Annotated in this window: 23 protein-coding genes; 7 read left to right on the top strand and 16 right to left on the bottom strand. The window is 57.5% G+C overall.

The annotated features are described in order from the left end of the window. The 6 genes from ispH to murJ all read right to left on the bottom strand — a co-directional run bounded on the left by ispH (position 1) and on the right by murJ (position 7,428). A complete protein-coding gene (gene ispH / locus VGC62_RS14750) occupies positions 1-948 on the bottom strand; it encodes a 4-hydroxy-3-methylbut-2-enyl diphosphate reductase (RefSeq protein WP_331187821.1) in 948 nt (315 codons plus the stop codon). Between the two features lie 82 nt (positions 949-1,030). Continuing rightward, on the bottom strand, positions 1,031-1,498 hold the full coding sequence (gene fkpB / locus VGC62_RS14745; protein WP_331187820.1) for an FKBP-type peptidyl-prolyl cis-trans isomerase: 468 nt from the start codon (positions 1,496-1,498) through the stop codon (positions 1,031-1,033). After that, the gene (lspA, locus tag VGC62_RS14740) at positions 1,491-2,000 is read right to left on the bottom strand and encodes a signal peptidase II (RefSeq protein WP_331187819.1); all 510 of its coding nucleotides are present in this window, start codon (positions 1,998-2,000) and stop codon (positions 1,491-1,493) included. Before lspA ends, fkpB begins: the two co-directional genes overlap by 8 nt. After that, positions 1,993-4,824 (bottom strand): isoleucine--tRNA ligase, encoded by a 2,832-nt coding sequence (ileS, locus tag VGC62_RS14735; RefSeq protein WP_331187818.1) that lies wholly within the window; start codon positions 4,822-4,824, stop codon positions 1,993-1,995. The genes lspA and ileS overlap by 8 nt, the downstream gene beginning before the upstream one ends. Further along, positions 4,821-5,771: a bifunctional riboflavin kinase/FAD synthetase gene (gene ribF / locus VGC62_RS14730; RefSeq protein ID WP_331187817.1), complete on the bottom strand. Its 951-nt coding sequence runs from the start codon at positions 5,769-5,771 to the stop codon at positions 4,821-4,823. Before ribF ends, ileS begins: the two co-directional genes overlap by 4 nt. A 118-nt stretch (positions 5,772-5,889) precedes the next feature. After that, positions 5,890-7,428, bottom strand: a complete 1,539-nt coding sequence (gene murJ / locus VGC62_RS14725) for a murein biosynthesis integral membrane protein MurJ (protein WP_331187833.1) — start codon at positions 7,426-7,428, stop codon at positions 5,890-5,892. Between the two features lie 251 nt (positions 7,429-7,679). On the opposite strand from murJ, the gene rpsT reads away from it, so the two are divergent. Next, positions 7,680-7,958 (top strand): 30S ribosomal protein S20, encoded by a 279-nt coding sequence (rpsT, locus tag VGC62_RS14720; protein ID WP_331187816.1) that lies wholly within the window; start codon positions 7,680-7,682, stop codon positions 7,956-7,958. An 83-nt stretch (positions 7,959-8,041) separates the two neighbouring features. Here the strand turns inward: rpsT and VGC62_RS14715 are convergent, their stop codons facing one another. The 5 genes from VGC62_RS14715 to rplU form a co-directional block, all read right to left on the bottom strand. Then, positions 8,042-8,512, bottom strand: a complete 471-nt coding sequence (locus tag VGC62_RS14715) for a CreA family protein (protein ID WP_331187815.1) — start codon at positions 8,510-8,512, stop codon at positions 8,042-8,044. Between the two features lie 30 nt (positions 8,513-8,542). After that, a complete protein-coding gene (gene proB, locus VGC62_RS14710) occupies positions 8,543-9,661 on the bottom strand; it encodes a glutamate 5-kinase (RefSeq protein WP_331187814.1) in 1,119 nt (372 codons plus the stop codon). A gap of 83 nt (positions 9,662-9,744) precedes the next feature. Next, positions 9,745-10,968 (bottom strand): Obg family GTPase CgtA, encoded by a 1,224-nt coding sequence (gene cgtA / locus VGC62_RS14705; RefSeq protein WP_331187813.1) that lies wholly within the window; start codon positions 10,966-10,968, stop codon positions 9,745-9,747. Positions 10,969-11,186: 218 nt separating this feature from the next. Then, positions 11,187-11,459 carry a 50S ribosomal protein L27 gene (gene rpmA, locus VGC62_RS14700; protein ID WP_331187812.1) on the bottom strand — a complete coding sequence of 91 codons (273 nt, stop codon included), beginning with the start codon at positions 11,457-11,459 and terminating at the stop codon, positions 11,187-11,189. Between the two features lie 36 nt (positions 11,460-11,495). Next, on the bottom strand, positions 11,496-11,807 hold the full coding sequence (rplU, locus tag VGC62_RS14695) for a 50S ribosomal protein L21 (RefSeq protein ID WP_331187811.1): 312 nt from the start codon (positions 11,805-11,807) through the stop codon (positions 11,496-11,498). Positions 11,808-12,048: 241 nt separating this feature from the next. Between rplU and VGC62_RS14690 the strand changes: the two genes are divergently transcribed. After that, complete coding sequence (locus VGC62_RS14690; RefSeq protein ID WP_331187810.1) at positions 12,049-13,017, top strand: polyprenyl synthetase family protein; 969 nt, start codon at positions 12,049-12,051, stop codon at positions 13,015-13,017. Positions 13,018-13,197: 180 nt separating this feature from the next. Further along, on the top strand, positions 13,198-13,440 hold the full coding sequence (locus tag VGC62_RS14685; RefSeq protein ID WP_331187809.1) for a hypothetical protein: 243 nt from the start codon (positions 13,198-13,200) through the stop codon (positions 13,438-13,440). Between the two features lie 91 nt (positions 13,441-13,531). Here VGC62_RS14685 and VGC62_RS14680 read toward each other — a convergent pair whose 3' ends face one another. From VGC62_RS14680 to VGC62_RS14665, 4 genes are all read right to left on the bottom strand, one after another. Continuing rightward, on the bottom strand, positions 13,532-14,149 hold the full coding sequence (locus tag VGC62_RS14680; RefSeq protein ID WP_331187808.1) for an FKBP-type peptidyl-prolyl cis-trans isomerase: 618 nt from the start codon (positions 14,147-14,149) through the stop codon (positions 13,532-13,534). 235 nt (positions 14,150-14,384) lie between these two features. Next, positions 14,385-14,873 carry a TIGR00645 family protein gene (locus tag VGC62_RS14675; RefSeq protein WP_331187807.1) on the bottom strand — a complete coding sequence of 163 codons (489 nt, stop codon included), beginning with the start codon at positions 14,871-14,873 and terminating at the stop codon, positions 14,385-14,387. A 186-nt stretch (positions 14,874-15,059) separates the two neighbouring features. Next, the gene (locus VGC62_RS14670; protein WP_331187806.1) at positions 15,060-15,392 is read right to left on the bottom strand and encodes a hypothetical protein; all 333 of its coding nucleotides are present in this window, start codon (positions 15,390-15,392) and stop codon (positions 15,060-15,062) included. A gap of 320 nt (positions 15,393-15,712) precedes the next feature. Continuing rightward, on the bottom strand, positions 15,713-18,145 hold the full coding sequence (locus tag VGC62_RS14665; protein WP_331187805.1) for a Lon protease family protein: 2,433 nt from the start codon (positions 18,143-18,145) through the stop codon (positions 15,713-15,715). A 276-nt stretch (positions 18,146-18,421) separates the two neighbouring features. Here VGC62_RS14665 and VGC62_RS14660 point away from each other — a divergent pair, with 276 nt between their 5' ends. Both VGC62_RS14660 and VGC62_RS14655 read left to right on the top strand, forming a co-directional pair. Continuing rightward, a complete protein-coding gene (locus VGC62_RS14660; RefSeq protein WP_331187804.1) occupies positions 18,422-18,910 on the top strand; it encodes a DUF3015 domain-containing protein in 489 nt (162 codons plus the stop codon). A gap of 76 nt (positions 18,911-18,986) precedes the next feature. After that, entirely contained in the window at positions 18,987-20,846 is a 1,860-nt protein-coding gene (locus VGC62_RS14655; protein ID WP_331187803.1) for a DUF4105 domain-containing protein, read from the top strand. Positions 20,847-21,229: 383 nt separating this feature from the next. On the opposite strand, the gene VGC62_RS14650 is transcribed toward VGC62_RS14655, so the two are convergent. Beyond that, the gene (locus VGC62_RS14650) at positions 21,230-21,427 is read right to left on the bottom strand and encodes a heavy-metal-associated domain-containing protein (protein ID WP_331187802.1); all 198 of its coding nucleotides are present in this window, start codon (positions 21,425-21,427) and stop codon (positions 21,230-21,232) included. Between the two features lie 157 nt (positions 21,428-21,584). Between VGC62_RS14650 and VGC62_RS14645 the strand changes: the two genes are divergently transcribed. Together VGC62_RS14645 and VGC62_RS14640 are read left to right on the top strand one after the other, a co-directional pair. After that, the gene (locus tag VGC62_RS14645) at positions 21,585-21,965 is read left to right on the top strand and encodes a hypothetical protein (protein ID WP_331187801.1); all 381 of its coding nucleotides are present in this window, start codon (positions 21,585-21,587) and stop codon (positions 21,963-21,965) included. Positions 21,966-22,042: 77 nt separating this feature from the next. After that, positions 22,043-24,250 carry a heavy metal translocating P-type ATPase gene (locus tag VGC62_RS14640; RefSeq protein ID WP_331187800.1) on the top strand — a complete coding sequence of 736 codons (2,208 nt, stop codon included), beginning with the start codon at positions 22,043-22,045 and terminating at the stop codon, positions 24,248-24,250. Positions 24,251-24,281 lie beyond the last annotated feature (31 nt).

The following is a 24,281-nucleotide window of genomic DNA, read 5'->3' as shown; positions in this document are numbered from 1 at the left end:
TTACAACAGTGACTTCACCCGCAGCTCTTTTGGCATCGAGAACGTGATGTTCTCTTCGCGACCCGCCAGCTCGTCTGCACCCACCGCGCCCCAGGCCTGCAATTGTTGAATCACGCCACGCACCAGCACTTCAGGGGCCGATGCGCCAGCCGTAATGCCGATACGCTCGACGCCATCGAACCAACTGCGCTGCATGTCCTCGGCGCCGTCGATCAAATACGCCGGGGTTGCCATGCGTTCAGCCAGCTCACGCAAGCGGTTGGAGTTGGAACTGTTTGGGCTGCCGACCACCAACACCACGTCGCATTCATCGGCCAGTTGCTTGACGGCGTCCTGACGGTTTTGCGTGGCGTAGCAGATGTCATCCTTGCGCGGACCGCCAATACTCGGAAAACGCGAACGCAGGGCGTCGATCACCCGGCTGGTGTCATCCATCGACAGCGTGGTCTGGGTCACGAACGCCAGCTTCTCTGGGTTATTCACCTGCAAATTAGCGACGTCTTGCTCGTCCTCGACCAGATAAATCGCGCCGCCATTGCTGGCGTCGTACTGCCCCATGGTGCCTTCGACTTCCGGGTGGCCTTCATGACCAATCAAAATGCATTCACGGCCGTCACGGCTGTAGCGCGCGACTTCGATGTGAACCTTGGTGACCAGCGGGCAGGTCGCATCGAACACCTTGAGGCCACGGCCCGCCGCTTCGGTGCGTACGGCTTGCGAGACGCCATGAGCACTGAAAATGACGATGACGTCGTCCGGCACCTGGTCCAGCTCTTCAACGAAGATCGCGCCGCGGGCACGCAGGTCTTCGACGACAAATTTGTTATGAACCACTTCGTGGCGCACGTAGATCGGCGGGCCAAACACTTCCAGCGCGCGATTAACGATTTCGATTGCACGGTCCACCCCGGCGCAGAAGCCACGTGGGTTGGCGAGCTTGATTTGCATGATGTGCCTCGTACCTACGCGCAGTGCAACATATAAACGAAAAGGCCCCGACCGGAGTCGAGGCCAATTGCGCTCCAACGGATCAGAGCGCTTTCACCTCGAAGATTTCCACGTCAAAGGTCAACGTCTTGCCCGACAACGGGTGATTGAAGTCGATGGTCACTTGATCATCATCGAATGCCTTCACCACACCGGGCAGCTCAGTATTGGCCGCATCGTTGAAAATCACCAACAAGCCTTCCGACAGCTCCATGTCCTGAAACTGCGAACGCGCGATGATCTGCACATTCTGCGGATTCGGCTGACCAAAGGCGTTTTCCGGCAGTACTTCAAGGCTGCGTTTGTCGCCCGCCTTGAAACCGAACAGCAAAGCCTCAAAGCCTGGGAGCAAGTTGCCGTCACCGACTTTAAAGGTCGCGGGAGCCTTGTCGAAGGTGCTGTCGACAGTGTCGCCATTCTCCAGACGCAGAGCGAAATGCAGGGTGACTTCCGTGTTCTGACCGATGCGTTGTTCCTGTGCAGCGGCGTCGGTCAATAACTGTTCAGCCATGGACGGATTCTCCGGTTTTCTTGCTTTTGAACATATCCAGCGCAAGCATGATCGCGCCTACGGTGATGGCACTGTCGGCAAAATTGAAGGCCGGGAAGTACCAGCGGTTTTCCCAATGCACCAACACAAAGTCGATGACATGGCCCAGCACGATGCGGTCGTACAGATTACCCAAGGCCCCGCCCAGCACTAATGCCAGCGCCACGGCCAGCCAGGTTTCGCTGCGCCCCAGGCGCTTGAGCCAGATCACCAGCACCGCGCTGACCACCACAGCAATCAACGCGAACAGCCAGCGCTGCCAGCCTGAACTGTCGGCCAGGAAGCTGAACGCCGCTCCGGTGTTGTAAGCCAACGTCCAGCTGAAATAGCTCGGAATCACTACGATTTGCTGATACAGGCTCAACGCGTTTTCAAAGTAGAACTTGCTAGCCTGATCAATGACCAGCACCAGCACGCTCAGCCACAGCCAGCCCAGACGCCCGAAGCGACTTGCATTAGGCATAGTGACGAACCTCGCCTGCGCCGTAGATGTTGTCTACGCAGCGGCCGCAGATTTCCGGATGCTCGGGATTGACCCCAACGTCCTCGCGGTGATGCCAGCAACGCGCACATTTGACGTGACCTGACTTGACCACTTTCAGCTTCAGACCGCTGACTTCGGTGACCACGGCATCGGCCGGTGCGCTGACGAACGGCGCAACCGCAGCGGTGGACGTGATCAACACGAAGCGCAGTTCGTTGCCCAGTTTCGACAAGTCAGCCACTAGCTCATCTTCGGCATACAGTGTCACTTCGGCCTGGAGGTTGCCACCGATGGCTTTCGCCGCCCGTAGGTTTTCCATTTCCTTGTTGACCACAACCTTGACCGCCATGATCCGCTCCCAATAAGCGCGATCCAGCTCGAAGCCTTCCGGCAACTCGCTCAGGCCGTCGTACCAGGTATTGAGCATGACCGACTCGTTACGCTCGCCCGGCAAGTATTGCCACAATTCATCGGCGGTAAATGCCAGGATCGGTGCGATCCAGCGCACCAGCGCCTCGGAGATGTGGAACAGCGCAGTCTGGCAGGAGCGCCGCGCCTTGCTATCGGCGCCGGTGGTGTACTGGCGGTCCTTGATGATGTCCAGATAGAAGCCGCCCAACTCCTGCACGCAGAAGTTATGCACTTTCGAATAAACATTCCAGAAACGGTACTCACCGTAGTGCTCTTCCAGCTCGCGCTGAAGCAGCAAGGCGCGATCCACAGCCCAACGGTCCAGCGCCAGCATTTCTTCGGCGGGCAAAATGTCGGTTGCCGGGTTGAAACCGGTCAGGTTGGAAAGCAGGAAGCGCGCAGTGTTACGGATGCGACGATAAGCATCGGCGCTGCGCTGCAGGATGGTTTCCGAAACGGCCATCTCGCCTGAATAGTCAGTGGCCGATACCCACAGACGCATGATGTCGGCGCCCAGCGTGTCGTTGACTTTCTGTGGCGCGATCACGTTGCCCAGGGATTTGGACATCTTGCGGCCGTTCTCGTCCACCGTGAAACCGTGGGTCAACAGCTCACGATACGGCGCGTGATTGTCGAGCATGCAACCGGTCAGCAATGAGGAGTGGAACCAGCCGCGATGCTGGTCCGAACCTTCCAGGTACAAGTCGGCGCGTGGACCGCTTTCGTGGCCCATGGGATGCGAGCCGCGCAGCACATGCCAGTGCGTGGTGCCGGAATCGAACCAGACGTCCAGGGTATCGGAGATTTTGTCGTACTTCGGCGCTTCGTCACCGAGCAGTTCGGCGGCGTCCATCTTGAACCAGGCCTCGATACCTTCTTTCTCGACGCGCAGCGCAACCTCTTCCATCAGCTCGACGGTGCGTGGATGCAGTTCACCGCTTTCCTTGTGCAGGAAGAACGGGATCGGCACGCCCCAGTTGCGCTGACGGGAGATGCACCAGTCAGGCCGGTTGGCGATCATAGAGTGCAGACGCGCCTGACCCCAGGTCGGTACGAATTTGGTGTCTTCAATCGCCTTGACCGCACGCTCGCGCAGGGTGTCGCCCGACGTCGGTTGCTTGTCCATGCCGACGAACCACTGCGCGGTGGCGCGGTAGATCAATGGCGTTTTGTGGCGCCAGCAGTGCATGTAGCTGTGGGTGATGACTTCGGTGTCCATCAACGCGCCAACTTCAGCGAGCTTGTCGATGATGTTCTGGTTGGCCTTGAAGATGAACTGGCCACCGAAGAACTCCAGCGACTCGACATACACGCCGTTGCTTTGAACCGGGCTGATGATGTCGTCGTTGGTCAGGCCGTAGCTTTTGCTGATCACAAAGTCGTCGACGCCGTAGGCCGGCGAGCAGTGAACCACGCCGGTACCAGCGCCCAAATCAACGTAATCGGCCAGATAAACCGGCGACAGGCGATCGTAGAACGGGTGACGGAAGTTGATCAGCTCCAGCGCCGAACCCGGCGCGGTAGCGATGACCGAACCCTCGCGTTTGTAGCGTTTCAGGCAGGCCTGGACCAATTCTTCAGCCAACACCAGCAAACGATCACCGATATCAACCAGCGCGTAGGTGAATTCTGGATGGACGTTGAGCGCCTGGTTAGCCGGAATGGTCCATGGGGTAGTGGTCCAGATCACGGCAGCAGCAGGCTTGCTCAGTGCCGACAAGCCAAACGCCGAAGCGAGCTTGTCTTCATCGGCAATCGGGAAGGCGACATCGATGGTAGGGGACTTTTTGTCCTGGTATTCGACTTCCGCTTCAGCCAGTGCCGAACCGCAATCGAAACACCAGTTCACAGGCTTAAGGCCCTTGAACACAAAACCGCCCTTGACCATTTCTGCCAGCGCACGGATTTCCCCAGCTTCGTTGGCGAAATCCATGGTGCGGTATGGGTTGGCCCAATCGCCCAGCACGCCAAGACGAATGAATTCGGCTTTCTGACCTTCGATCTGCTCGGCGGCATAGGCGCGGCACAGCTCACGGGTTTTATCGGCGGGCAGGTTCTTGCCGTGGGTGACTTCGACCTTGTGCTCGATCGGCAGGCCGTGGCAGTCCCAACCAGGTACATACGGCGCATCGAAACCAGACAAGGTCTTGGAGCGCACGATCATGTCCTTGAGGATCTTGTTGACCGCGTGACCGATATGAATATTGCCATTGGCGTACGGAGGACCGTCGTGCAGGACGAACTTTGGACGATCCTTGCCAATTTCACGCAGCTTCTGGTACAGGCCAATGCTGTCCCAGCGCTGCAGAGTTTGCGGCTCGCGCTGGGGCAGGCCGGCCTTCATTGGGAAGGCGGTGTCCGGAAGGTTTAGCGTGGATTTGTAATCGGTCATTTCAGGCTCGTTGTTAGCGGTTGGCCATGCCAATAGGCACGGGCGGCGGCGACATCCGCATTGATCGCTGTCTTCAGCGCCTCCAGAGAGGCGAAACGCTGCTCATCACGCAGCTTGTGGTGAAACACCACGGTCAAACGCCGGCCATAGAGAACGCCGGTAAAATCCAGAAAATGCACTTCAAGGTGAGGACTGCCGTCACCTTCGACGGTTGGGCGCACACCAATGTTCGCGACCCCCGGCCATGACTTGCCGTCAATCTGCGCACTGACCAGATAGACACCGGTCAGCGGAGCCCTACGACGCTTGAGTTGCACATTGGCCGTGGGCGTACCCAACTGCCGAGCCAACTTCTGGCCATGCAAAATCCGCCCGGAAATCTCGAACGGTCGACCGAGCAATCGCTCGGCCAGCGCAAAATCAGCTGCTGTCAGGGCATTGCGGACCTTTGTACTGCTGACGCGTGCGCCACCGATCTCGACGGTTTGCGCAGCCTCGACCGTAAAACCTCGGGAAAGCCCCGCTTTTCGCAGGAAGTCAAAATCCCCTATCCGGTCGCAACCGAAACGGAAATCATCACCGACCTCCAGATGTTTCACGTCCAGGCCATCGATCAGGACCGTGTCGATAAACTCTGTAGCGCTCAACTTGCTCAGTTGCTGGTTGAAGGCCAGGCACAACACCTGATCCACGCCCTCGTCGGCGAGCAATTTGAGCTTGTCACGTAGACGCGCCAAACGAGCCGGAGCCGTTTGCGGCGCAAAGAACTCGCGCGGTTGCGGTTCGAATATCACCACGCAACTGGGCAGGCCCAACTCCACGGCACGCTCACGCAGACGTGCCAGGATAGCCTGGTGGCCGCGGTGTACACCGTCAAAGTTGCCAATAGTGGCGACGCAGCCCCGATGCTGGGGGCGCAGATTGTGAAGGCCTCGAACCAGCTGCATAACGCGCTTCTTGCTCATAAAGTGGCCGATTATAACCACACACCGCCCTCAACGACAGGCGACACACTCAGGCAAAACACAACAATCGGCGTTAACCGCCAAAAACCGCCGATTGGTTCTACATAATTGCGCTGCGGGAAAAATCTTTCAGACGAAAGCCCAACAGCAGCAGCATCCCGAAATAAGTCACAACGCCTGCCACGACCAAACCGCCCAGGCGAATGAAGCGCGCCAGCATTTGCCCATCGCTCCATGCCGGTATCACCTGCATCAGGCCCAACAGCACGACCGACATCACCACCACCGCCACGATCAGCTTGAGCAAAAACACCGCCCAACCGGGTTGCGGCTCAAACAGGTCCTGCTTGCGCAACTGCCAAAACAACAAAGCGGCGTTGATGCAGGCCCCCACACTGATAGCCAACGCCAACCCTGCATGCTGCAGCGGGCCGATAAACACAAGGTTCAGCAACTGAGTAACGATGAGGGTGAAGATCGCAATTTTCACCGGGGTACGAATATTCTGTTGTGCATAAAAGCCTGGCGCGAGGACCTTGATCACGATGATCCCCAACAACCCTACTGCATAAGCGATCAAGGCACGCTGAGTCATGGCTGCATCCAGGGCGTCGAACTTACCATATTGAAACAGCGAGACAGTCAAAGGCTCGGCGAGCAGGCCAAGGGCCAGCGTACAGGGCAATACCAGCACAAAACACAGGCGCAGCCCCCAATCGAGAATCCGCGAATACTCGTGGCGATCCCTGCTGGCATAGGTTTTCGACAGGATTGGCAGCAGGATCGTACCCAACGCCACACCCAGGACACCTGACGGCAATTCCATCAAACGGTCTGCGTAGTACATCCACGACACCGATCCGGCCGCAAGGAATGAGGCAAAAATCGTGTTGATGATCAGAGAAATCTGACTCACCGAAACGCCAAGGATCGCAGGCAGCATCTGCTTCATTACCCGCCATACCCCACTGTCACGCAGATTCAGGCGAGGCAGCACCAGCATCCCGATTTTTTTCAGATGCGGTAACTGATAAAGAAGCTGCAGCAACCCGCCCACCAGCACCGCCCAACCCAGCGCCATGACCGGAGGATGGAAATACGGGGTCAGGAACAAGGCGAAGAAAATCATCGCCAGATTGAGCAGCGTCGGCACAAAGGCCGGCACCGAGAACCGATTCCAGGTATTGAGGATCGCGCCTGCCAGCGAAGAGAGCGAAATCAGCAATATATAAGGAAAGGTCACGCGCAGCAGATCAGAGGTCAGCTGGAATTTTTCCGGCGCATCGACGAAGCCTGGCGCAGTCGCCCAGATAACCCACGGCGCAAAGACAATGCCCAGCAACGTGACCAGCGCCAGTGCCAGCGTCAGCAATCCGGTGACATAGGCGACGAAGGTGCGGGTGGCCTCCTCGCCCTGCTGGCTTTTATATTCCGCGAGAATCGGTACGAACGCCTGGGAGAACGCTCCTTCGGCAAATATTCGACGTAGCAGGTTGGGCAGTTTGAAAGCGATGAAGAACGCATCTGTTGCCATTCCCGCACCGAAAGTCCGCGCAATGATGGTGTCGCGAACGAACCCCAGAACCCTTGAAAGCATTGTGATAGAGCTTACGGCGGCCAGCGATTTGAGTAGATTCATCGAGAGGTTGTGTGTCCAGGCCAAAGGATGCGCGATAACGCGATCCATTTATGCGATACTCCGCGCCGCAAAACAGCTCAGAGCCAAAGCCCGCGAGTTTACAGGTCGTACGCCGGAAAGAAATATCCACGGCGGCACTCTGCGACCACTCAGCGGAACGCATCAACCGCCCTTGACAAGACTTCAACTCATCGGCATGATTCGCGGCCTATTTTGTTAGCTATTTCCCAAGTCTTTCGAGGAGCTCGACGGTGGCCAACACACCTTCCGCCAAAAAACGTGCAAAACAGGCTGAGAAGCGTCGCAGCCACAACGCCAGCATGCGTTCCATGGTTCGTACCTACATCAAGAACGTAGTGAAAGCCATCGACGCTAAAGACGCTGAAAAAGCGCAAGCTGCTTATGTTCTGGCTGTGCCAATTATCGACCGCATGGCCGATAAAGGCATCATCCACAAGAACAAAGCTGCTCGCCATAAAGGCCGCCTGAATGGCCACATCAAGGCTCTGAACCTTGCTGCTGCAGCCTAAGCGAAACGCTTGTTAAAAAACCGACCTCAGGGTCGGTTTTTTATTGCCTGCGACTTAATGAACACTAACCCGCATCACCAACATCAAGGTGCCGGCGCTGGCGCCCAAGGCAGGATCGGAATCGCCGTCACCGCATTCTGCGGGCTGCCTTCGATGATTCGGTCGCTATAGACCAGATACACCAACGCGTTACGCTTCTTGTCGAAGAAACGCACCACCTGCATCGTCTTGAACACCAACGAGGTACGCTCCTTGAACACCTCGTCGCCATCCTTGAGCTGCTCCTTGAAACGGATTGTCCCGACCTGACGACAGGCGATGGATGCTTCCGCACGGTCCTCAGCCAACCCGAGACCACCCTTCAACCCACCCGTTTTGGCGCGCGACAAGTAGCAGGTCACACCCTCGACCTTCGGATCATCGAACGCCTCGACAACGATTCGATCATTGGGCCCAACAAATTTGAATACAGTGGAGACCTGACCGATCTCTTCAGCCGATGCCAGCAAGGGCAACATCAACAGCGCGCCCAGTATTCCTTTCACCATTCGCATCACAGATTTCCTTAAATAAATAACCGAGGATCAGACCAGGATCAGGTTATCCCGATGCACCAGCTCAGGCTCAGCCATGTAGCCCAATGCCTTTACGATGACATCCGAGGATTGGCCGATGATTTTCTGGGCTTCCAGTGCGCTGTAATTACTTAAACCACGCGCGATCTCACGACCATCAGGCGCCACACAGACCACCATCTCGCCGCGACGAAAGCTGCCTTGAACCAGCTTTACACCGACTGGCAGCAAACTTTTGTGGTCCTTGGACAGCGCCTTTACAGCGCCATCATCCAATACCAACGTGCCACGGGTTTGAAGGTGACCAGCCAGCCATTGTTTACGCGCCGCCAGCATTTCGCGCTCAGGCGACAACAGCGTACCCAGCCGCTCACCCGCCTTGAGCCGCGCCAGCACGCGCTCTATACGCCCTCCGACAATCACCGTATGCGCCCCCGAGCGAGCAGCCAGCCGCGCCGCACGCAGCTTGGTCTGCATACCACCACGCCCCAGTGCGCCGCCGGTACTGCCGGCCACAGCATCCAGCGCCGGATCGTCGGCCCGGGCTTCGTAAATCAACTGGGCATTAGGGTTATTGCGTGGATCGGCATCGAACATGCCGTCGCGATCCGTGAGAATGACCAGCAGATCGGCCTCAACCAGATTCGCCACCAACGCCGCGAGGGTATCGTTGTCACCAAAACGGATTTCGTCGGTGACCACGGTGTCGTTCTCATTGATGACTGGCACCACGTCCAGTTCGACCAGCGTACGCAGCGTACTGCGCGCATTGAGGTAGCGCTTGCGGTCAGAAAGGTCGTCATGCGTCAGCAGAATCTGCGCCGTGCGAAGACCGTGCTCGGCAAAGCTCGATTCCCATGCCTGCACCAACCCCATCTGCCCGATTGCGGCTGCCGCTTGAAGCTCATGCATGGCACTCGGTCGCACAGTCCAGCCCAAGCGACTCATACCGGCCGCTACCGCGCCAGACGACACCAGAACCAGCTCAACGCCCGCCTCATGCAGCGCCACCATCTGCCCGACCCAAACACTCATCGCGTTGCGGTCAAGACCCTTGCCATCTGCCGTGAGCAGCGCACTTCCGATCTTAACCACCCAACGCTGAGCACCTGTCACCTTGCTGCGCATGATCTTTCAACCTTCAGCCAGAGTTCAAATTCAAGATACTAAAACGCCGCTATCAAAGCGGCGCTGTAGTTTACTTCAGTGGATCAGTCTCGGACGTAAATGATTTCCGGACCGTCCTCGTCATCCACATCTTCCTCATCCCAATCGTCATCGCCGATGTCGTGGACGCTTTTCACGCCACTGCGACGCAGCGCACGCTGATCGTCGAGCGCTTGAAGCTGCGCACGCGCCTCGTCTTCGATGTTCTGATCGAGCTCGGCCAATGCCGCGGCGTAGGCCGGGTCATGAGCCAGGCGATCGGCACGATCTTCCAGGTAGCGCATGATATCGCGGGTGAGTTGTTCGGTGCCCTCTTTGGCAATCGCCGAAATCACGTACACCGGCCCCGTCCACCCCAGGCGATCAACGATCTCCTGCTTGCGCGCTTCGTGCTCCTCTTCGAGGATCTGGTCACACTTGTTCAGCACCAGCCAGCGGTCACGCTCAGCCAGAGACGGACTGAACTTCTCCAGCTCGCTGACGATCACTTCAGCCGCATCCGCAGCACTGGTTTCGTCCAACGGCGCCATGTCGACGAGGTGCAACAGCAAACGCGTGCGCGCCAAGTGCTTGAGGAATCGAATACCCAGACCCGCACCGTCGGACGCCCCCTCGATCAGACCGGGAATATCGGCGACCACGAAGCTTTTCCAGCGATCGACACTGACCACACCCAGGTTCGGCACCAACGTGGTGAACGGATAGTCGGCAACTTTCGGTTTGGCAGCGGACACCGAGCGAATGAACGTACTTTTGCCCGCGTTCGGTAAACCCAGCAGACCAACATCCGCCAGCACCTTGAGCTCCAGCTTCAGGTCACGCTGTTCGCCCGGCTTACCCGGAGTGGTCTGACGCGGCGCGCGATTGGTACTGGACTTGAAACGTGTATTACCCAGACCGTGCCAGCCGCCATGAACCACCAGCAGACGCTGACCCGCCTTGGTCAGGTCACCGATGATTTCTTGAGTGCCCGCGTCAATGACCGTAGTGCCGACCGGCACGCGCAGCACCATGTCCTCACCTTTGCGGCCAGTGCAATCGGTACTGCCGCCATTGGAGCCACGCTCGGCATCGAAGTGACGGGTGTAGCGATAGTCGACCAGGGTATTGAGGTTTTCGTCGGCGATCATGTAGATCGAGCCGCCGTCACCCCCATCACCGCCGTTTGGACCACCATTTTCAATGAATTTTTCGCGACGGAAACTCATGCAACCGTTGCCGCCGTCGCCGGCTTTTACTCGAATGGAAACTTCATCAACAAACTTCATAACGCACGCCTCCCGTCACAAAGACGAGCAGAACAACATAAATACATAAGGCTCTTGCAAAGATGAGCGTTGCGATACCGATCAAAAACCAGCGGCCTTTTAAGGCCCACATCACAACGGCTCACACAAACAGCTTTGCAAGAGACTCACCAGAAACCGATCCATCTACAAACAAAAAAGCCCCGTCGCGAGACAGGGCTTTTCCAGCTACTGCGAGATTATGCCGCGACTTCAGTCTTCGGCACGATGCTCACGTAGCGGCGACCGAAGGCGCCTTTAACCTGGAACTTGATCACGCCTTCCACTTTCGCGAACAGGGTGTGATCTTTACCCATACCAACGCCGTAGCCAGCGTGGAATTGGGTACCGCGCTGACGCACGATGATGTTGCCCGGAATGATAGCCTGGCCGCCGTACATCTTCACGCCAAGACGCTTGGCTTCTGAGTCGCGACCGTTACGGGTACTACCACCAGCTTTTTTGTGTGCCATGAGTTCAATACTCCTATTGGGGTGTCAGGCTGAAATTCAGGCCTGAATACCGGTGATTTTGATCTCGGTGAACCACTGGCGGTGGCCCATACGCTTCATGTGGTGCTTACGACGACGGAACTTGATGATGCGGATTTTATCGTGACGACCCTGGGAGATCACTTCAGCCACAACGGTAGCGCCGGCAACAACTGGAGCACCGATATTGACGGTGTCGCCATCGCCAATCAGCAATACGCGGTCAAAAGTCACGGATTCGCCCGTGGCGATTTCCAGTTTTTCAATTTTCAGGTATTCACCTGGGGCGACTTTGTACTGCTTGCCACCGGTAACAATTACTGCGTACATGGGTATTTCTCCGAAAATCCTGCTCACCCAGCTCTTTATAAGAAGAGTATCGGCTGGCATGGCTGCATGCGGCTGGAACGGCTCACACGCAATTGCGTAAGGCAGGTGCTGCCCAGGAAAGTTAGGGTGCGCGATTGTACGCAAGGCGAGAACACCTTGCAAGCGGCGTAATGTCATACCTTGACAGGGTGGGGTCTGCAACCTAGCATGCCGCGCAACCCTTCTGGAGCACGTCTCGCTGATGCAACCCCAAGCCTTCTACCGCGCTGTGGCGGACGACTTTACAGCCGTCGACCACATAATCAAGAAGCAGCTGACATCGCGCGTGCCGCTGGTCTCGAAAATCGGCGACTACATTACCTCTGCGGGTGGCAAACGTCTGCGTCCACTGCTGGTGCTGCTGTGCGGCAAGGCCCTGGGCAAAGAGGGCGATGACCTGCGTCTGCTGGCGGCGACCATCGAGTTTCTGCACACCGCGACCCTGCTGCATGATGACGTTGTCGATATGTCCGGCATGCGCCGTGGGCGCTCGACTGCCAACGCCATGTGGGGCAACGCACCTAGCGTACTGGTCGGTGACTTCCTGTATTCACGCTCGTTTGAAATGATGGTCGAACTCGGCTCGATGCCGGTCATGAAGATTCTTTCAAAGGCCACGCGAATCATCGCCGAGGGCGAAGTCCTACAGCTCTCGAAGATTAGAGACGCCAGCACCACCGAAGAAACCTACATGGAAGTGATTCGCGGCAAGACAGCCATGCTGTTCGAAGCCTCGACTCACAGTGCCGCTGCGCTGGCCCAGGCTTCGCATGAGCAGACTGAAGCATTGCGCACGTTTGGCGATCATCTGGGCATTGCCTTTCAATTGGTCGACGACTTGCTGGACTACCGCGGCGACGCAGAAACCCTCGGCAAAAACGTCGGTGATGATCTGGCAGAAGGCAAGCCGACCCTGCCGTTGATCTACGCCATGCGTGAAGGCACGCCGGAACAGGCAGCGCTGGTGCGTCAGGCGATTCAAAAAGGCGGCCTGGAAGACCTGGAAAGCATCCGCGAAGCGGTAGAAAGCGCCGGAGCCCTGGATTACACCGCGCGACTGGCCCGTGACTATGCCGCACGCGCCATTGCCTGCCTCGACGTGCTGCCAGACAGCGAATACAAGCATGCGTTGATTGAGCTGAGTGAATTTGCGGTCGCCCGTACTCACTGATCACCGCCCTGCTGCACCGAAGCCCGTCCTTGTGACGGGCTTTTTGCTGGGTGATCGTAGGAGCGCGTATTAGCCTGACGCAGATCAACCAACCACTTCAAATGCGAACAAATCTCAAATAGATCCTTGCTATTTGTCAGATAAGAATTATTCTCATTGCACACATCAAGGAGAACGAACATGACTTATCTCATCGACGCATGGCTGGATCGGCCCCACCCTTATCTGCGCATCCTGCACCGTGAAACGGGCGAAGTGTGCGCAGTGCTGCATGAGGATGCACTGGACGAGTTGATGGATCTGGGGGATCTGGACGTCAACAGCCTGAGCTCGTGCGAGCCAGGTATCCAAAAAGAGATGGTGCGCAACCTGTTCCTGTTTTGTTATGCCCGAGCGTTGCGCCCAGGTCTGGAACTGCACTGACCATGAAAGCAAAACGCAAACTGCTGAACGCGCCCAAGAGCCCGTTCAGCAAGCGTCCCGCTTGAAGCTTAGAGCTTGAAGCTGCGCAGCCTTACAAAACTTCCAGCAGCTCTACGTCGAATACCAGCACGCTGTGCGGCGGGATGCTGCCAACGCCTTGAGCGCCATAAGCCATTTCGCTCGGCACATGCAAACGCCATTTGCTGCCGGGGTTCATCAATAGCAACGCCTCGGTCCAGCCGGCGATCACGCCGCCAACCGGGAATTCAGCGGGTTCACCACGATCGTACGAACTGTCGAACACAGTGCCATCAATCAAGGTGCCATGGTAGTGAGTGCGCACATGGCTTTCGCGGGATGGATTGGCGCCTTCACCAGTGGCCAGCACTTCAAACTGCAGGCCAGATGGTAGGGTGGTGACGCCATCGCGCTTACCGTTTTCGGCCAGATAGGCCAAGCCTTCGCCAGCAGCCTCTTCAGCCTTGGCAGCGGCTTGGGCCTGCATGATTTCGCGAATGACTTTGAAACTCGCGGCCATTTCTTCCTGACCAACACGGCTTGGCTTACTGGCAAACGCGTCGGTCAGACCTGCCAAAATAGCGTCCAGGCTGACACCCGGTGGTGGGTTGTCGCGCAGTTGGTCGCCCAACTGGCGGCCGATGCCGTAGCTGACGCGGGTTTCGTCGGTGGACAGATTGACTTCGGACATAACACTGCTCCGCTGAAGAGCGCCTGCGGGCGCCTAGAACCAAAAGGCCGAGCAGCCTAGCACAGTTGATCAAGCCCCCCCTAGATGAGCGGAACAAGTCCTGTGCATGCTCGACTAGGCAGGAACTCATTCACGAAACGCCGGTACAACCGATAAAAATGCAGCGGCCCGATTGCCTATTCGCAAATGAATTGCCACAGCCACCGCAGCGTAATCCTGGAAAAGCGTGACTGCATCAATGCTTGGTCAGCTTATCCAGATACCCCATGGCAAATGCGGACACCACGAACGTCATGTGAATAATCACGTACCACATCAGGTATTGCGGCTCGATGTTCTTGGCGTCCATGAACACCCGCAGCAGGTGGATAGACGAGATCGCGACGATGGACGCGGCGACTTTCATTTTTAGCGAAGTCGAGTCCATCTTGCCCAGCCAACTGAGCTTTTCCTTGTCTTCGTCGATGTCCAATTGCGAGACGAAGTTCTCGTAACCGGAAATCATCACCATGACCAGCAGACCGCCCACCAGGGCCATGTCGATCAGCGACAGCAACACCAGAATCAGGTCCGACTCAGCCAATGCAAAGACATTGGGGATAACGTGGAAAATCTCTTGGAAAAACTTCAGCACCAGCGCCAGGAGCCCCAGCGACAAGCCAAAATAGATCGGCGCCAGCAACCAGCGCGACGCGTACATGGCATTTTCGATAAAACGTTCCATTGAAACTCACAGGTGATTAACAAGCCCGCGAGTATAGGGGCTCCGTATTGACAGGCGACAAGCCCAGAAAAGTTTTGAAACAATTGAACAGCGATGGGCGAAAAAGACAACCCGGCGAATCCACGCTACATCCCTGATCGACAGGACAAACAAGCGCGGCGTTTCGTCGAGCTGGTGACGGTAATGTCAGTTGGCTGGGGAGGATCGTTGGCTGCGGGACGCTTCCCCGTTGATCCTCCGCAGCTCACCTTGAAGATGAAGACTCCAGATCGGTATTTCCTCTGCGGTTTGATAGCCATGCAACGTAAGACTTTCGGCAATCGCATCCAGCACCGACTCGGCAGCGACAGGACCATGAAACGGCCCCTGAGCCTTGAGCGCAGAAGGTTGTTCCCCAGCCATACCGGCAGCGAACAATAAGGTCCACATACCGTTATCACCGGACAGCGGGCGTATCACACATTCGATTCGGGTCACCAGACCCAGGCATTGGCGAGTAAGACAGAGGCTGCGCGGCATGGCGAGCTCCTCATTGGCTACAGTGTTCGCCTCCCGTCCAGGCTGCTGAAAACTACTGCGCTCGGCAATACTGCGTTAAAAACAGGCGAAAAATGCTCATTTAGAACACCTAGACTCCGCTTTTCCGCCTGTTTTTGCCTTGTCTTGCCTTCGCTCGCTACGTTTTCACCCAACCTGGGCAGTGGAGGCGCGTCAGTCCTTTTGACAACTGTGGTAACGAGACAATATAGAAGAAAGGAGCGATTGGAAAAGGCCGAAAATAAAATGGGCGCCGAATGGTCATATTGCCATCAGGCGCCCATTTTGTTGACGTCAAACAGTCAGCTTTTCAGTTCGGGCTGTAATTGTGGTGGCTCCTTTTCCAGCTCCTTGAGGTCATCTTCACTGAGCATCTGGGCGATGTCGCGCAGGCGTTCGACAACCCGTCCGTTAACCGTGTCGTCAGGGAATTGACCGTCTTCGTCGGCCTCGCCCACCGGTTGCCCCACCAACAGACTCAATGCCTCATCCACCTGACGCACCGCGTACACATGGAATTGCCCGGCGCGCACCGCCTGCAGGACTTTTTCATCAAGCATCAGTGTCGCGACGTTGGCCTGCGGAATAATCGCGCCCTGCTCGCCTGTCAGGCCCCGCGCTTCGCAAAGTCGGAAGAAGCCTTCGATCTTCTCGTTGACCCCGCCGACCGCCTGCACCTCACCAAACTGGTTGATGGAGCCGGTGATGGCGAAACACTGCTTGAGCGGGGTTTTCGACAAGGCCGAGATCAGCGTGCAAACCTCGCCGAGCGACGCGCTGTCGCCGTCCACGTAACCGTAGGATTGCTCCAGCGCGATGCTCGCGGAAATCGCCAGCGGGAATTCCTGCGCGTAACGGCTGCCGAGGTAGCCGGTGAGGATCATCACGCCCTTGGAGTGAATCGGCTGGCCGAGATTGACCTCACGCTCGATATCGACGATGCCACTGCCACCCGGATACACCGTCGCGGAAATCCGTGCTGGCACGCCGAATGCCGAGTCGCCGACTTCCAGCACCGTCAGGCCGTTACATTTGCCGACCGCAGCGCCTGTGGTGTCGATCAGGATGATCCCGGCCAACATGTCGTCGAGAATACGTGCCGATACACGCCCGGTGCGCGTGGCTTTCGCCTTCAGAGCGCGCTCGATGTGACCTGCGTCGGTGCGTTCGTCATTGGCCAGGCTGCGAATGAAATCCGCCTCGCTGACCAACTGAAACAAATCACCGATGCGCGCCGACAAACGCCCCTGGTGCTCGGCCAGTCGTGCGCTGTAGGTCGCCAGACGCGCAACCGCATCAGCGGTCAGTGGCGCCATGCCTTCTTCTGAGGTTCGTGTTTTAAGCAGTTGAGCGAATTGCTCCAGGCTTTCGTCGACCATCGGGATGTCTTCGTCGAAATCCACCAATACCCGGAACATCTCCTGAAAGTCCGGATCGAGGTCCTGCAGCGTGTAGTACAGCGAGCGGGCGCCGATGATGATGACCTTGACCGCCAACGGAATCACTTGCGGAGTTAGGGTCACTGTGGCCAGGCGGCCCAGCTCGCCCAGCGGCGACTCCATCTTCAGCTTGCGCGATTGCAGGGCGCGCTTGAGTGCATCCCACACGAACGGCTCGCTGAGCATTTTCTCGGCTTCCAGCACCAAAAACCCGCCATTGGCACGATGGAACGCACCGGGCCGCAACTGACGATAGGTGGTGTAGAGCGCGCCTTGGTCGGTGCTGTATTCGATACGGCCAAACAGGTTGTCGTAGGTTGGGTGCGGCTCGAAGACCACCGGCGCGCCGCCGCTGGCCGAGTGCCCCACCACCAGACTCGGCAGGTATTGTTCTTCGAGCAACTTGCGCGCCTGGGCGTCGGGCTTGCTGTCGTCAACCAGTTGCTCGACCACGGTCTTCAGCAGATTGACCTGCACCGCCTGCAAATACGCACAGACCGCAGCGTTTTCCGCGTATTGCTCGGACAGCGGCGCCAGCAATGGCTGCAAAGCCAAGGTGATGGTTTCTTCGTTGAGCTGGCGCATCTGGTTGCTGGACTCACGCTTCCATTGCGGCAGGCTGGCCAGTTCTTCGTTCAGACGTTCTTCCAGCGACGAAATATCTTCGTGAAAACGCTCACGTTCGGCCTCTGGCAATTGCGAGAACTCAGCCTCGTCCAGCGCCTTGCCGTCAGCCATCGGCGTGAATGCAATGTTGCTGCTGTCGCGGTACAGGGCGATGCCCTTTTCCAATGCCAGACGCTCGATCACGTCCAACGCACGGTCATAGCGCTGATTGAAGGCGCGGTCGATGCTGCTTTTTTTCTGCTGGTAGGACGGGTGCTCAAAGACTGCCGGGAAGGTCGACAGCAAGTTGTCGAGCAGGCTGTTGATGTCACTGATGAATGCGCTGGCGCTGCCGGGCGGCAATTCCAGCGCTTTCGGCTCGCGCGGCTCATCGAAGTTATTGACGTAGACCCAATCGCACGGGGTCTGCATACGCTTGCCCTCGGCCTTGAGGTAGCGCTTGACGAACGAGAACCGGCCAGTGCCAGGCTCGCCCATCACGAAAACGTTGTAGCCGGGGCGTGGCATGGCCACGCCAAACTGCAAAGCCTCGACCGCTCGCTCCTGGCCGAGCACGCCGCGAAAGGGTTCCAGATCATTGGTTGTCGTGAAGCTGAACTGTTCAGCGGAAAAGGGACGGGTAAGCGCTTCAGGCGCAAGTCGCAAGCTGGCAGCAACAGGATCGGGCATCGGACATCCTTACATCAGGCGGGGCAGATGGGCGCATTCTGGCGCCCGGCGCCCCAGACTGGCAAGGCAGTAAAAGGCTGAATATATTTTCAAACGGCGAGCAGGCTTATCAGTGCCATAAACAGGGCCCACAAAGAACATTCCGTAATAAATTACGGAACATTCCTACGCAGCCTAAACTCCAACCTGCGCGGCTGGTAAACAATAACCGGCCCACCCTGGCGCATGTATCGGCCAGGATCCGACCCTTGGTTGAATACATAAGAGACTAAAGCTATGAAACGGATTCTTCTTGGTACTCTCTTCGCCGCTGTGTCCATCAACGCCATGGCTCAAGCGCCTGGCGGTCCGGACTGTGGCTGGGGCAACATGCTGTTTGAAGGGCAACGCGGTACACCGGCACACTTCCTCGCTTCCACCACCAACGGTACTTCCGGTAATGCCACTTTCGGCATGACCTCCGGCACCAACGGCTGCTCCACCAACAGTGCGCTGACGTATGGCGGCAAATCCTGGATTGCCATGAATGGCATGATGGACGAGCTGTCCAAAGACATGGCAATGGGTCAGGGCGAAGCGCTGACGACCTACGCGGTCGTGTTGGGCGTTGCACCGCAAGACCGTGCGCATTTCGCCGCAGTCACCCACGAGCACTACCAGCAAATCTTCACCAAGGCAGATGCCACGGCTGAGGATGTCCACAGCAACACAATCAACGTACTGAAGAACGATCCGGCGTTGGCAAAATACGCCACCCAGGCTTAAGGTTGATCAGCCCTGCCTTCCGCTCGGAAGGCAGGATTCCAACGCGTTATGTCTATCCCTGACTAGTTGCCTATCTATGCTCAAACGCCTTGCCTGGCTGGCGCTCTGCGTGTGCGCCCCGTTGTATGCCGCGCCCCCTGTCGACAATGCTCGTTTGCAGCAACTGGCCAATACGCCATTCTGGATATCTTTGGGCCACTACGAATCCGGCAAGCTCGGCGGCTGGCGCAGCTACGTCGACGATCAGAAGTTCTTTCTGGCGAAAAACGGCGAGCATGACCCGACGGCCGAACTCGGCGCGACGCTTGATGCCATCTACAAGCCGGTCATCGCGGGGCAGGAAAATACCCACGCGCAATGTGTTTACCCTTCACGCACCCGCTGGCTACGCGATCAGCTAAAACTCACTGATCTGCCCGTCGTGGACTGCAAAGAATTCAAGCAGTGGTTCAAGGACGTGGCGCCGGACAGCACCGTATTGATTTTCCCGGCGGCCTATCTCAATAGCCCGTCGTCGATGTTTGGTCACACCTTGTTGCGCATCGATCAGGCAGGTGTACAGGCCGACAAAACAGCACTGTTGAGCTACGCGATCAACTTCGGCGCGTACATCGAAGGCTCGGACAACAGCATTTTGTATGCCTGGAAAGGCTTGATGGGCGGTTATCCCGGCCTGTTTGCGCTGGTGCCGTATCAGGAAAAACTCTCCGAATACCGCAGCCTCGAAAACCGTGACCTGTGGGAATACCGCCTGAACCTGACGCCGGAAGAAACCCAGCGCATGGTCGAGCATGTGTGGGAATTGAAGCAGATCCGCTTCGGCTATTTCTTTTTCGACGAAAACTGCTCGTATCGCTTGTTGGAGCTGCTGCAAGTCGCCCGCCCCGGCCTGAATCTTACGAGCCAGTTTCAGCTGACAGCGATTCCGACCGATACCGTGCGCGCCGTGCAAGACGCGGGGCTGGTCGAGCGGATCGATTATCGGCCATCGCGCGAGCGTGAACTGCTGAGCCGTGCCGAGCCGTTGAACGACACCGAGCAGCAATGGGTGCTGAAAGTCAGCGCCGATCAGAAGCAGTTACAGGACCCCGACTACATTGCTCTGCCCAAAGAGCGACAGGCGCTGATCCAAGATGCCGCCTACCGTCTGGAGCGTTACCGCGCCAATGGTCAAGAACGTGACCCGGTCACGGCGCAGCGCAGTTTCGAGTTGCTACGCTCGATCAGTAAAAACCCACCACCGCCGCTGGAGATCGAGCGCCCTGGATTGCCGGAAGACGGCCACGAATCTCGAACCTGGCAGCTCGGTGCTGGTAGCCGCGATGACAAAGCGTTCGCCGAATACGGGTTGCGCATGGCCTATCACGACCTGAACGACAACGCGTATGGCTTCCCGCTGGGCGCGCAAATCGAAATTCTTCAGCTCAAATTGCGGCAGTACGAAGACAGCCACTGGCAGGTGCAACAACTGGACCTGGCAACCATTCGCTCGCTGACACCCCGTAACGAGTTGCTTCAGCCTTGGTCCTGGCAAGTGCGCGGCGGCTTGGAACGCGTACTAGGCAAGCATGGCGACGAGAATCTGGTCAGCCATGTGAACGGCGGCGCGGGTGGCACCTGGAAGCTGGGGGACGACGTATTGGGCTTTGCGCTGGGCACCGTGCGGGTCGAGCACAACAATGATTTCTCCGCACTGGTATCGCCAGCGGCCGGTTTTAACACAGGCGTGCTGTGGCGCAATCCGTTGGGAAATTTCAGCCTGGAAACCAAAGGCGATTACTTCACCAACGGCGAGATCCGCCGCAACATCAGCCTCAATCAGCAGTGGGAATTGTCGCGCAACCTCGGCCTGCGGCTAAGCGCACAGCGGGAATTCAGCCAACTGACCTCGCCGGTGAATGAAGTGATGCTGGAGTTGAAGTGGTATCACTATTAGCAACGCCAAAACGCACTGTAGAGCAGCTTGTCCCGCGATCTGGCGCGTAGGATTTTAGATTTTTGATTTTGGTCTTTAAAGGGGTCTTTAAAGGGTCTTTAAAGGTCTTTAAAGGGGTCTGATTTATTTAATTTTCAATAAATCGGCGCCGATAGTCGCCGTTTAAATAAATCAGACCCCTTTAAAAAGACCCCGCGCTCTAAGCCACTTTCGCGTTGTACCCTTCCGCCTCAATCAGCCCGATCACCCGATCCGCCGTCAACACGCTCTGGGATTTTAAAGGGGTCTGATTTATTTAATTTTCAATAAATTATCGCCGATAGTCGCCGTTTAAATAAATCAGACCCCTTTAAAAATAGACCCCTTTAAAAAGACCCCGCGCTCTAAGCCTCTTTCGCGCTGTACCCCTCCTCCTCAATCAGCCCGATCACCCGATCCGCCGTCAACACGCTCTGCACTTTCACCTCGCCTTTTACCAGATCGACCTGTACCTGCGCGCTCGGATCATCACCCTTGATCGCCTCGGTGACGGCCTTTACACAGTGCCCGCAGGTCATGCCTTGGACGTTGAATGTCTGCATTTCACGACTCCTTCGATGGGATAAATAACGCTGGGTGCCAGCATGTTCAACCTTGTCACCATGGCAAGGTCAAGTTTCTCTTTCACCTGCCGGGCTGGTAATCACTTTACCCGTGAGCCAAAGTGCATCCATCACCGTCACATCAGGAGAATCTGCAATGCGTTGGTCAGCGCTTCGCCTTTTCAGTTTTATTGGCCTGTTGGCTTGTGCATCCTGGGCTCAGGCCGATCAGGACTACGGCGTGCTCATCATTTCCCGCGAGCGGCTGGAAGTCGCCACATCGTGCGAGATCGGCATCTACCTACAGGATCAGTTGGTCGGGCGACTGTTTCAGGAACAATCGACGTCCTTCAACCTGCCAGCGGGCGATCTGTCGGTGCGTCTGCGCGTGCTGCCCGGTCAGGCGCCAGGCTGTTCGTCAGGGATCGAGGCGCAAAACAACTCCCGCATCCACATCAATGCAGGTGACGTACTCAAATACCGTATCGCCTCAGGCCCAAACGGCATGTACCTGAAAAAAGCCGACCTGATTTATTGATTAAAAGAAGTGGCTTGACCTTACCAATATGGCAAGGTTGATCCTTGCAGGCATCAGCCCTCAAGGAGCTTCTTTCCATGACAAATCCTGCCACTTTTGATCTGCCCATCACCGGCATGACCTGCGCCAGTTGCGTGGGCCGTGTCGAACGGGCGTTGCGCAAAGTCCCGGGCGTCAAAAGCGTCAGTGTCAACCTCGCCAACGAACGCGCCCACGTTGAAGTATCAGGTCAGATAGATCCCAACAGCCTGATTACGGCAGTCGACAAAGCCGGTTACGGCGCCAGCTTGCTGCAAGACCCCACAATCCAGGCCGCCGACCAGCTCAAACGTCACCTCGCCGAACGCTGGGCATTGCTGGCGGCGATCGTACTGGCGCTGCCGCTGGTACTGCCAATGCTGCTGCAACCTTTGGGTGTTCACTGGATGCTGCCCGCTTGGGTTCAATTTGCGTTGGCGACCCCCGTACAATTCATCTTCGGCGCACGCTTTTATGTGGCCGCCTGGAAAGCCGTGCGTGCCGGTGTTGGCAACATGGACCTGCTGGTGGCCTTGGGCACCAGCGCCGGTTACGGGCTGAGTATTTATCAATGGGCCGTCGCTGCGCCCGGCACCATGCCGCACTTGTATTTCGAGGCATCGGCAGTCGTCATCGCGCTGGTGCTCCTGGGCAAATACCTCGAAAGCAGCGCCAAACGCCAGACCGCCAGCGCCATTCGCGCCCTTGAGGCCTTGCGTCCGGAGCGCGCCATTCAGGTGGTCGACGGCCAGGAGCGAGACGTCGCGATCAGCGCACTTACCCTCAATGATCTGGTGTTGGTCAAACCCGGCGAACGCTTCCCGGTCGACGGTGAAGTGGTCGAAGGCCAAAGTCATGCCGATGAAGCCTTGATCAGCGGCGAAAGCCTGCCCGTGCCCAAACAGCCGGGAGACAACGTCACCGGGGGTGCGATCAACGGCGAGGGTCGGTTATTGATCAGAACTCGCGCCCTGGGCAGCGAAAGTGTGTTGGCGCAAATTATCCGTCTGGTGGAGGACGCGCAATCGGCCAAGGCGCCGATCCAGAAGCTGGTGGATAAAGTCAGTCAGGTGTTCGTCCCGGCAGTGCTGGGCATCGCCCTTGTGACCCTCGCGGGATGGCTATTGGCCGGGGCCTCATTGGAGGGCGCGCTGATCAATGCCGTCGCGGTATTGGTGATTGCGTGTCCTTGTGCCCTCGGCCTGGCAACACCCACCGCCATCATGGCCGGAACCGGCGTCGCGGCGCGCTACGGCATTCTGATCAAAGACGCAGAAATGCTCGAACGCGCTCATGAAGTAACCGCCGTGGTGTTCGACAAAACTGGCACGCTGACCTCCGGCAAACCGCGCATCGCCCACATGACGGCCATAAACGGAGACGAAAGCGCGCTGCTGCAACAAGCTGGCGCGCTGCAACGCGGCAGTGAACATCCCTTGGCGCAAGCTGTGCTAGACGCCTGCCAAGAGCGTGGCCTGACGCTGGAAAACGTGCAGAACAGCCGATCGCTGGCCGGTCGCGGCATTGCTGGCACGCTGCACAACCGTGAGCTGGCCCTGGGCAACCTTCGTCTGCTGGAAGAAAGTGGCTTGCAACCTGGCGCGCTGGCCGAGTCCGCAAAGGCGTGGGAAGCCGAGGGCCGCACACTGTCATGGTTGATCGAGTTGGGATCGCAGCCGTCGGTGCTGGGCCTGTTCGCCTTCGGTGACACCCTCAAAGAAGGTGCGGCGCAAGCCATCAGCCAACTGAATGCCCGCCACATCAGCAGCCATTTGTTGACCGGCGACAATCGCGGCAGCGCCAAAGTGGTCGCCGACGCATTGGGAATCAAGGATGTGCATGCCGAAGTCTTGCCAGCCGACAAAGCAGCGGCAGTGATTGAGCTGAAGAAAACTCATGTAGTCGCCATGGTCGGCGACGGCATCAACGACGCCCCGGCGCTGGCTGCGGCCGATATTGGTATCGCCATGGGTGGCGGCACCGATGTCGCCATGCACGCCTCAGGCATCACCCTGATGCGCGGCGATCCGCGTTTGATTCCCGCCGCGCTGGATATCAGCCGCCGAACCTACGCAAAAATCCGCCAAAATCTGTTCTGGGCCTTCGTCTATAACTTGATCGGTATTCCGCTGGCAGCGTTCGGCCTGCTCAATCCGGTACTGGCAGGCGCGGCAATGGCCTTGTCCAGCGTCAGCGTGGTCAGCAACGCTTTGCTACTCAAGACATGGAAACCCAAAGACGATAGAGACGATGGAGACGCGCAATGAACATCGGCCAAGCCGCCAAAAACAGTGGCCT

It is taken from the genome of Pseudomonas sp. (assembly GCF_036404235.1).
In the GTDB taxonomy this organism is placed as follows: domain Bacteria; phylum Pseudomonadota; class Gammaproteobacteria; order Pseudomonadales; family Pseudomonadaceae; genus Aquipseudomonas.
This window is presented reverse-complemented; position numbering and strand designations above follow the sequence as displayed.

Excerpts from the sequence above, each read along its gene's own strand:
- VGC62_RS14660 (WP_331187804.1), top strand. The coding sequence starts at position 18,422 with ATGAAACGGATTCTTCTTGGTACTCTCTTCGCCGCTGTGTCCATCAAC.
- VGC62_RS14680 (WP_331187808.1), bottom strand. The coding sequence starts at position 14,149 with ATGTCCGAAGTCAATCTGTCCACCGACGAAACCCGCGTCAGCTACGGC.
- VGC62_RS14715 (WP_331187815.1), bottom strand. The coding sequence starts at position 8,512 with ATGCGAATGGTGAAAGGAATACTGGGCGCGCTGTTGATGTTGCCCTTG.
- VGC62_RS14665 (WP_331187805.1), bottom strand. The coding sequence starts at position 18,145 with ATGCCCGATCCTGTTGCTGCCAGCTTGCGACTTGCGCCTGAAGCGCTT.
- VGC62_RS14690 (WP_331187810.1), top strand. The coding sequence starts at position 12,049 with ATGCAACCCCAAGCCTTCTACCGCGCTGTGGCGGACGACTTTACAGCC.
- murJ (WP_331187833.1), bottom strand. The coding sequence starts at position 7,428 with ATGAATCTACTCAAATCGCTGGCCGCCGTAAGCTCTATCACAATGCTT.
- lspA (WP_331187819.1), bottom strand. The coding sequence starts at position 2,000 with ATGCCTAATGCAAGTCGCTTCGGGCGTCTGGGCTGGCTGTGGCTGAGC.
- VGC62_RS14650 (WP_331187802.1), bottom strand. The coding sequence starts at position 21,427 with ATGCAGACATTCAACGTCCAAGGCATGACCTGCGGGCACTGTGTAAAG.
- VGC62_RS14655 (WP_331187803.1), top strand. The coding sequence starts at position 18,987 with ATGCTCAAACGCCTTGCCTGGCTGGCGCTCTGCGTGTGCGCCCCGTTG.
- VGC62_RS14640 (WP_331187800.1), top strand. The coding sequence starts at position 22,043 with ATGACAAATCCTGCCACTTTTGATCTGCCCATCACCGGCATGACCTGC.
- rplU (WP_331187811.1), bottom strand. The coding sequence starts at position 11,807 with ATGTACGCAGTAATTGTTACCGGTGGCAAGCAGTACAAAGTCGCCCCA.
- VGC62_RS14670 (WP_331187806.1), bottom strand. The coding sequence starts at position 15,392 with ATGCCGCGCAGCCTCTGTCTTACTCGCCAATGCCTGGGTCTGGTGACC.
- VGC62_RS14675 (WP_331187807.1), bottom strand. The coding sequence starts at position 14,873 with ATGGAACGTTTTATCGAAAATGCCATGTACGCGTCGCGCTGGTTGCTG.
- proB (WP_331187814.1), bottom strand. The coding sequence starts at position 9,661 with ATGCGCAGCAAGGTGACAGGTGCTCAGCGTTGGGTGGTTAAGATCGGA.
- ileS (WP_331187818.1), bottom strand. The coding sequence starts at position 4,824 with ATGACCGATTACAAATCCACGCTAAACCTTCCGGACACCGCCTTCCCA.
- fkpB (WP_331187820.1), bottom strand. The coding sequence starts at position 1,498 with ATGGCTGAACAGTTATTGACCGACGCCGCTGCACAGGAACAACGCATC.
- VGC62_RS14645 (WP_331187801.1), top strand. The coding sequence starts at position 21,585 with ATGCGTTGGTCAGCGCTTCGCCTTTTCAGTTTTATTGGCCTGTTGGCT.
- ispH (WP_331187821.1), bottom strand. The coding sequence starts at position 948 with ATGCAAATCAAGCTCGCCAACCCACGTGGCTTCTGCGCCGGGGTGGAC.
- VGC62_RS14685 (WP_331187809.1), top strand. The coding sequence starts at position 13,198 with ATGACTTATCTCATCGACGCATGGCTGGATCGGCCCCACCCTTATCTG.
- rpmA (WP_331187812.1), bottom strand. The coding sequence starts at position 11,459 with ATGGCACACAAAAAAGCTGGTGGTAGTACCCGTAACGGTCGCGACTCA.
- cgtA (WP_331187813.1), bottom strand. The coding sequence starts at position 10,968 with ATGAAGTTTGTTGATGAAGTTTCCATTCGAGTAAAAGCCGGCGACGGC.
- ribF (WP_331187817.1), bottom strand. The coding sequence starts at position 5,771 with ATGCAGCTGGTTCGAGGCCTTCACAATCTGCGCCCCCAGCATCGGGGC.